Raw genomic sequence first — 8,335 nt, 5'->3', positions numbered from 1 at the left:
CAGCGTGTCGGCACCGCTGCCGCCGGTCAGCGTGTTGGCGCCGTTATTGCCCTGGAGCAGGTGCGACCAGGCGTTGCCGGTCAGGTTGATCGCCGTCGTCGCATTGGCGTCCGATGCCGCCAGCCGCTCGACCTGGGCATTGGCGTTGAGCGTATAGCTGACCGTCGCCAGCACGGTGTCGGCAGTGCCTTCATTGGCATTCTCGACGATCACGTCGCCGGCGTTACGGACGTAATAGACGTCGTTGCCGGCCCCGCCCTGGAGCGTGTCGCCGCCACCCGCGCCATCGAGCACGTTGCTGCCGGCATTGCCGATCAGGATGTTGTGCTCGCCATTGCCGGTCGCGTTGATGTTCGCCGTGCCCGTCAGCTGAAGCGTTTCGATGTTGCTCATGCCCGCCAGCGAGTAGCTGACCGACGCCTGGACACTGTCATTGCCTTCGCCCACGAGCTCGACCACCTTGGCATGGGCATCGCCGATCACATAAATATCGTCGCCCGCGCCACCGTACAGCATGTCGGTACCGCCGCCGCCGTTGAGCGTGTTCGCCGCCGAGTTGCCGCGGATTATGTTGTCGAGCGCATTGCCGGTGCCGTCGATCGCCGCATTGCCGGCCAGGGTCAGGTTCTCGACATTGGCGAGAGCCGCCAGCGAGTAAGTGATCGCCGTCTCGACCGTGTCGGTGCCTTCATTGGCATTCTCGACGATCACATCGCTCAGGCTGTCGACGACATAAGTGTCGTTGCCCACGCCGCCATACAGCGTGTCGGTCCCCTGCCCGCCATCGAGCCGGTCGTCGCCGGCATAGCCATAGAGATTGTCATTGCCGCTGCCGCCGGTCAGCGTGTTCACGCCATTATTGCCCTGGATCAGATGCGAGAACGCATTGCCGGTGAGATTAAGCGCGACGGTCGCATTGGCGTCCGATGCCGCCAGCCGCTCGACCTGGGCCGCCGCGGTCAGCGTGTAGCTGACCGACGCCAGCACGGTATCGGCGGTGCCTTCATTGGCATTCTCGACGATCACATCGCCGGCGTTGCGGACGTAATAGACGTCATTGCCCGCCCCGCCCTGGAGCGTGTCGCCGCCGCCGCCGCCATCGAGCTGGTTGCTGCCGGCATTGCCGGTGATCACGTTCTGGCCGGCATTGCCATAGCCGTTGATGTTGCCGGTGCCGGTGAGCACCAGGTTCTCGAGATTGGCGCCGAGTGTGTAGCTCAGCGACGACCGTACCGTGTCGGTGCCCTCGCCTGCGTTCTCGACGATCTGCACGCCGGCATTGTCGACGATGTAGGTGTCGTCGCCGCCACCGCCGTAGAGCGTGTCGGCCCCGCCGCCGCCGCCGTTGAGGATGTTCGCCGCCACATTCCCGCGGATGACATTGTCGCCCGCATTGCCGGTGCCATTGATCGCCGCCGTGCCCGTCAGCGTCAGATTCTCGACATTGGCCACTGTCGACAGGTCGAAGCTGATCGATGCCTCGACCGTATCGGTGCCTTCCCCGGCATTCTCGACGATCGTATCGCCAAGGCTGTCGATCACATAGGTGTCGTTGCCGGTGCCGCCATACAGCGTGTCGGTCCCTGCTCCGCCATAGAGCCGGTCGTCACCGCCATAGCCGTACAGGTTGTCATTGCCGGTGCCGCCGGTCAGCACGTTCATGCCGGCATTGCCCTGGATCAGGTGCGAATACGCATTGCCCGTCAGGTTGATCGCCGTCGTCAGATTGGCATCGGCCGCGGCAAGCCGCTCGACCTGCGCATCGGCGCCCAGCGTGTAGCTGACCGATGCCAACGCGGTGTCGCTGGTTCCTTCGCCCGTTCCCTCGACGATCACGTCGCCGGCATTGCGGACGTAATAGACGTCGTTGCCCGCACCGCCCTTCAGCGTGTCGCCACCACCGCCGCCATCCAGCACGTTGCTGCCGGCATTGCCGGTAATCGTGTTCTGGCCGGCATTGCCGTAGCCGTTGATATTGGCCGTGCCCGTCAGCACCAGATTCTCGACATTCGCGCCGAGCGTGAAGCTCACCGATGAGCGAACCGTATCGGTGCCTTCATTGGCATTCTCGATCACCTGAACGCCCGTGTTGTTGACGATATACGTATCGTCACCCGCCCCACCGTACAGCGTGTCGGCACCGCCACCGCCATCCAGCGTATTAGCGGCAGCATTGCCACGGATCACGTTGGCGTTGGCATCACCCGTACCATTGATCGCGGCCGTCCCGGTCAAGGTCAGGTTTTCGATATTGGCGAACGAGCTCAGCGACGTCGTGATCGCACTTTCGACCGTATCGTTGCCCTCGCCGGGCTTCTCCACGATCGTATCCGTGCCGTCCCAGACATAGGTATCGTCGCCCAGACCGCCGATCAGCGTGTCTGCCGCGGCCCCACCGTCGAGACGATCGTTGCCGCCCAGCCCGTACAGCGTGTTCACGCCATCGTTGCCGATCAGCACATTGTCGCCGGCATTGCCGAAGAGCGTCACGCCGCTCGACCCCGACAGGATTCCGCGCTCGACATTGTCGGCCAGAACGAACCCGACCGAGCCGATTTCGGTATCATAGCCTTCGCCGGCATTTTCGTGGACGGCATCGTTGGCGTTATCGACATAATAGGTGTCGTCGCCGAGCCCGCCGGTCATGTCGTCGACGTTCGCGCCGCCGTCGAGCACGTCATTGCCCTTGCCGCCGACCAGCGTGTCGAACCCGCCCCCGCCATACAGCGTGTCGTTGCCGTCGCCGCCGGTCACGGTGTCGTTGAGATCGGTGCCGTAGATCGTATCGTTACCGATATTGCCGTTGATCGTGAGCCCGCCATCACCCGGCAGGCCGAGCGAGTAGACCGCGTTGAACATGGTATCGACCGGCGCCAGATTGATGATGTTGTTGTACAGCGGGGTGGCGAGGACGTGCCCGGTGATCGTCCCGCCATCGGTGAGCGTCACCGTCGTCCCGGTCAATGCGCCCAACTGCACGAACTGCGCGCCCGTCATTTTGACGCTGCCGCCCGACAGCTCGCTGAAGCCGGTAACGGTCGAGGTGGACAGATCGACCTGAGACGAGGCGGTGATCAACAGCCGTCCGCCATCGACGCCCGCATCATAGGTCTCGCCCGCGACAGCATCGCCGTCGCCGATCTGGATGATGTCGAACCCCGCACCGCCGTGGATGATGTCGCGTCCGGCGCCACCGATGATCGTGTCGTTGCCCGCGCCGCCATCGATCGTATCGTTGCCCGCGCCGCCGTTCAGGGTGTTGTCCGCCGCGTTGCCGTTGATGACGTTGTCGAGCGCATTGCCGGTACCGTCGATCGCTGCCGTTCCGGTGAGCGTCAGGTTCTCGACATTGTCGGGGAGAGCATAGGTGATCGAGGACTCGACGGTGTCGTTTCCTTCGTTGGGGTTCTCGATCACCTGATCGCCGGGATCGTCGACGACGTATGTGTCGTCCCCTTTGCCGCCCACCATATGGTCGGCGCCCGACCCGCCGTCGAGACGATCGTTGCCGTCCCCGCCATCAAGCTGATCCGTGCCAGCATGGCCGTACAATTTGTCGTTCCCACCCACGCCATAGAGCGTGTCGTCGCCGGTGCCGCCGACGAGCGACTGGCTGGCGATCGTGCCGGTTCGCGTGACAGGCGAGGTCGCTTCGAGACCGTAATAAGTGTAGACCTTGCCGTCGTAATAGCCGCCGCCCGCCGCCGCGCGCGCGCCTGAACCAAAATCCGCCAAGCCGTCGCCATTGATGTCGCCGAGACCGGCGATGGCGCGATAGAACAAATCATCGCTGCCATTGGTACCGGTCTCGCCGCTTTGTACCGATACCCCGCCATAGGTGGCGAGGTTTACCGGTCCAAAGGTCGCCGACCCTGGAACGATGTAGACGATACCGCTGCCATTCTGCTGGATTCCGCTAACCAGGATGTCGTCGAACCCGTCGCCGTTCAGGTCGCCCGCGCCGGCAATAAACTTCTCGTTGCCGCCAGTGTAGACAAAGGTGATCTTAACGCCCTGATCGGGTGTCAGCGCGGCGAGATTGACCGGACCGAATCCCGACGCCTTTCCAAACAGGACATAATCGCCATTGTTCGTGGTCACCGCCATGTCGGCATAGCCGTCGCCATTGATATCGCCGAGGCCCGCAATCGAATTGCCGGTATAATCGCTGCCGGTGCCGGTAATCACGAATCCCTGGCTGGTTGGCGCGCTTCCCAACGTCTGGGACGCGAAGGTGCCAGCATGTCCAAAGTACACGTAAACGTTGCCGGCACCGTTATTCTCGGCCAACGCGCCGATGGCGAAATCATTATAGCCGTCGCCGTTGATGTCGCCCAAGGCGGCGGACGACCAGCCGGCATAACCTCCGTTCTGCGTGCCGCTGAAGACTGCCCCCTGGCTCGCCGACATCGAAGTTACGTTGAGACTTCCGATCCCGTTCGCCGTACCATAAATGAGATATGCGGCACCGGTCTGCACGCCACCGACAGTTTGCGTCGCCGCGCCAACCAGGATGTCGTCATATCCATCGCCATTGACGTCACCCAACCCAGAGACCGACGATCCCAACTGCCCCCGGTACATGGCCATGCTGTTGGATAGGGTGGAGCCTTGGGTCGGCGCCAGATTGCCGAGATCGAGATTGACCGATGTGGCGGCGCCGTAGACGATGTAGGCTCGCCCATTCAGGACGTCGTAACCGCGGGTATATTGCGCGCCGATCAGGATATCATCATATCCATCGTGGTTGAGATCGCCGGCGGCCGTTGCGGTCATGTCCGGCCCACCCTGCAAATCCGCCGGAGCGAGAATGAGATAGCCCTGGCTCGCCGTCAGGTGGTTGAGATCGATGGGACCGATGCCGCCGATTTTCCCGTAAATGACATAGGTGCCGCCACGGGATGCATTCGTCGCATCGCCTAAAGCAGCGGTGAACAGAAAATCGTCGATCCCATCGCCATTGACGTCCCCGGCCGCCGACATTTTCTGGCCGATCTGGGCATAGTCGTAAGGGCCTGTGATCGTGGTCGGAGCACTGATGTCCAGCGGCTCTGCGGCTTGATTGGTCGGCACGCGTCACTCCCCATTTTTATTTACCGAATTAGGGAGAGCGTAGCATTCTACAAACGATTGCCAAGATGACTTGGCATGGGTTTGGTAACATTTTGGGCCACGAAGGTCCGATCTGGACCAACGCAGCCAGCATCGACCAAGGCGAACGGGTCATATACTACGCGATTGCGAGATTTTCGGGACCGACTGAAGATGAGAGACCATTGGCTAGAAAGCCGATGCTCTCTCTTGCATCTCCAATATTGAGGCCGATCTGGCCGCATCAATGCTTGAACAGCGTCTCCGCCGTATGCACCACCGGCGCCGCCTCGCCCTCGCCCTCGGTCGCCGCTGCTTCGGCGTCGCGCGCGGCCTGGTCGCGTTCGGCGCGGAGTTGTTCGATCAGCGCCTCGCGGTCCCCCTCGAGCCTGGTGTCGACCGGTGCCTCGATGCCGTGCGCCTTGGCCGCCTTGGTCACAGCCGCGTCGAGTTCGCGCTGCGTGGTGAGGCCGAGCGTCACCGGATCCTTGGGCGTGATATTGGCGATGTTCCAATGCGTGCGGTCGCGGATCGCCGCGATCGTCGTGCGCGTCGTGCCGATCAAATTGGAGATCTGGCCGTCCGAGATTTCCGGATGGTTGCGGATGATCCAGGCGATGCCGTCGGGCTTGTCCTGGCGCTTCGACACCGGCGTGTAGCGCGGACCCTTGGTGCGGCGGATCTGGTCGGGGCCCTTCGACATCTTGAGGACGTAGCTCGGGTCCTTCTGGCCCTTGTCGATCTCGTCCTGGGTCAACTCATGCGCGCGCACCGGATCGCGGCCGGTCAGCTTGGTCGCCGCGGTGTCATCGGCGATCGCCTGGATTTCCAGGATGTGCAGGCCGCAGAATTCGGCAATCTGCTCGAAGCTGAGCGAGGTATTGTCGACCAGCCAGGAAGCGGTCGCATGGGGCATGAGCGGCTGAGCCACGAAATTCTCCGTCAGAAATAAATAGGGCCGCCCCTCGCGGAGCGGCCTGTCGTTGCAACGGACTTAATCCGATTGGCCGCGCGGGGCAAGCGTTACGCCGCCAGCGCCTCATCGCCGCCGACCGGCACTAGCGCATGGAGGAACTGATATGCGCTCTTGGCCCAGGTGAAGCCCTGGCCATAAGCGCGGCACGCGGCGCGATCGAGCGTCAGCGCCTCGGCGATCGCCTGGTCGAGATCGTCGTGCATCGCGCCGGTCTCTGGCGTCAGCACATCGATCGGACCCGTCACCGGATACGCGGCCACTGGGGTGCCGCAGGCGAGCGCTTCGATCATCACCAGCCCGAACGTGTCGGTCTTGCTTGGGAAGACGAAGACGTCGGCGGCGGCGTAAGCGGCGGCGAGATCGGTGCCGAATTTGGGTCCGAGGAAATGCGCGTCGGGATATTTGGCCTTGAGCGAGGCGAGCGCGGGCCCGTCGCCGACGATCACTTTGGTCCCCGGATGCGCCGCGGTCAGAAACGCTTCGATATTCTTCTCGATCGCGACGCGGCCTACATAGAGCTGGATCGGCCCCTCGCCGTCCTGCGCCAGCGCGCGGATCGCGGGATCGGGCACCGGATCGCCGAAGGTCGACAAGTCGACGCCGCGCCCCCAATGGCGAATCTGGGTCAGACCATGCGCCTTGAGCGTATCGGCGATCGACGCTGTCGAGGCGAGGATCGATTGCGCGGGCGAATGGAACCAGCGGATATAGCGCCACACCCATTCGGGATTCACGCCGGTACGCGCCGCGACATAATCGGGAAATTGCGTGTGATAGGCGGTGGTAAAGGGGAAATCGCGCGCCAGGCACCAGCGCCGCGCGGCGAGGCAGACCGGCCCCTCGGTCGCGAGATGGATCGCCTGCGGGCTGAACTCCTCCAGCATGCGGCCGACCGAGCCGGTCGACGCGAAGGCCAGCCGGATTTCCGGATAGGTCGGGCACGGCATCGAATAGAATAGATCTGGCGATACGATCAGCACGTCATGGCCCTGGCGCACCAGTTCGTCGCGCACCGACTGCAAGGTGCGCACGACACCGTTGACCTGCGGGCTCCAGGCATCGGTGACGATCGCGATCCGCACGTTCGTCAGGCCGCCGCTAGCGTCAAGCAGGGGGTTGTCCCCTGTCTTCCTTCGATCTCGTCGGCCCAGTGCAACACCTCCATCCGACCATCGAAATGCTCGACCAATGCGGTGCAGCCTTCGACCCAATCGCCGTCGTTATAATACTGAACGCCGTGGATTTCACGATATTCCGCAGTGTGGATGTGACCGCATACGACACCGTCTACTCCGCGATGCGCCGCGGCCTGTGCGACGACGTCTTCATATTGCGAGATGAACTCGACTGCGTTCTTGACCTTAGCCTTGGCATGTTTCGACAGCGACCAATAGGGCAGGTTCCAGAAGCGCCGCCAGCGATTGACCAGCCGGTTGAGCGCCATCATCGCCTCGTACGCCGCGTCGCCGACATGCGCGAGCCAGCGGTGGGAGAGCGTGATTGCGTCGAATTCGTCGCCATGCAGCACCAACAACCGACGCCCGTCGGCGGTTTCATGGATCGCGTTCCGTCGAATCGCGACCCCGCCGAAATCGAGCCCGCAGAACTGGCGCACGACCTCGTCATGGTTGCCGGGGATGTAGATCACCTCGGCGCCGCGCTTGGCGCGCTTGAGCAACCGCCACACCACGTCGTTATGCGCGGCGGGCCAGTAGAATTTCTTCTTGAGCCGCCAGCCATCGATGATGTCGCCGACCAGATACATCTTCTCGCTGTCGACATGGTCGAGGAAGTCGATCAGCATCTCGGCATTGCAGCCCTTCGTCCCCAAATGGACGTCGCTGATCCAGATGGTCCGGTACTGACGACGGCTATGCGTCGCCCGTTCCGGAATAGCGGGCTTCGAATTCGCGAAGTCCGACAGGTCGGCGATACTGCCGCCCTGTAACAATTTCGTCATTTCATTCATGCGTCACAAGCCCCGACGGATGACGTTGCCGGGCCTATGACGAAGTTTTGTTACAAACAGAATCGCAATGACTTGAAAAAATGCCAGCGGATCAGCGAGCTTTCGACAATATTGGCATGGCGAGCGAAATGACGAGGGTCGACAGGATCATCACCAGGATGGTCGCTGACACATGGTCGTCGATGATCGCCGCAAGCCAGACCTCCAGGCCGATCAGCAGGGCCGAGATCGGCAGTAGCGCCGCGGCGCGGACAAAAGCGCGTTTCACCAGGCTCGTCATGGGGAGATGGTCCTTGTTT

General features: G+C 62.6%; 5 protein-coding genes. All 5 read right to left on the bottom strand.

From position 1 onward, the window contains the following. Positions 1–5,073: beta strand repeat-containing protein (locus AC1DRD_RS22130; RefSeq protein ID WP_478043069.1), on the bottom strand; the 5,073-nt coding region annotated here is incomplete at its 3' end. A 262-nt stretch (positions 5,074–5,335) separates the two neighbouring features. Next, entirely contained in the window at positions 5,336–6,022 is a 687-nt protein-coding gene (locus tag AC1DRD_RS22125) for a DUF1013 domain-containing protein (RefSeq protein ID WP_478043067.1), read from the bottom strand. A gap of 92 nt (positions 6,023–6,114) precedes the next feature. Next, positions 6,115–7,149, bottom strand: a complete 1,035-nt coding sequence (locus AC1DRD_RS22120; protein ID WP_478043066.1) for a glycosyltransferase family 4 protein — start codon at positions 7,147–7,149, stop codon at positions 6,115–6,117. Between the two features lie 5 nt (positions 7,150–7,154). After that, entirely contained in the window at positions 7,155–8,036 is an 882-nt protein-coding gene (locus AC1DRD_RS22115) for a UDP-2,3-diacylglucosamine diphosphatase (RefSeq protein WP_478029886.1), read from the bottom strand. A gap of 91 nt (positions 8,037–8,127) precedes the next feature. Next, positions 8,128–8,316 carry a hypothetical protein gene (locus tag AC1DRD_RS22110; protein ID WP_478029885.1) on the bottom strand — a complete coding sequence of 63 codons (189 nt, stop codon included), beginning with the start codon at positions 8,314–8,316 and terminating at the stop codon, positions 8,128–8,130. Positions 8,317–8,335: the final 19 nt, after the last annotated feature.

Source organism: Sphingomonas sp. P4_G2 (assembly GCF_056401155.1).
Note: the sequence above shows the minus strand (reverse complement) of the source record. Positions and strands in the feature narration are given on the sequence as shown.

Coding starts and splice junctions, on each gene's coding strand:
- AC1DRD_RS22115 (WP_478029886.1), bottom strand. CDS start 8,036: ATGAATGAAATGACGAAATTGTTACAGGGCGGCAGTATCGCCGACCTG.
- AC1DRD_RS22110 (WP_478029885.1), bottom strand. CDS start 8,316: ATGACGAGCCTGGTGAAACGCGCTTTTGTCCGCGCCGCGGCGCTACTG.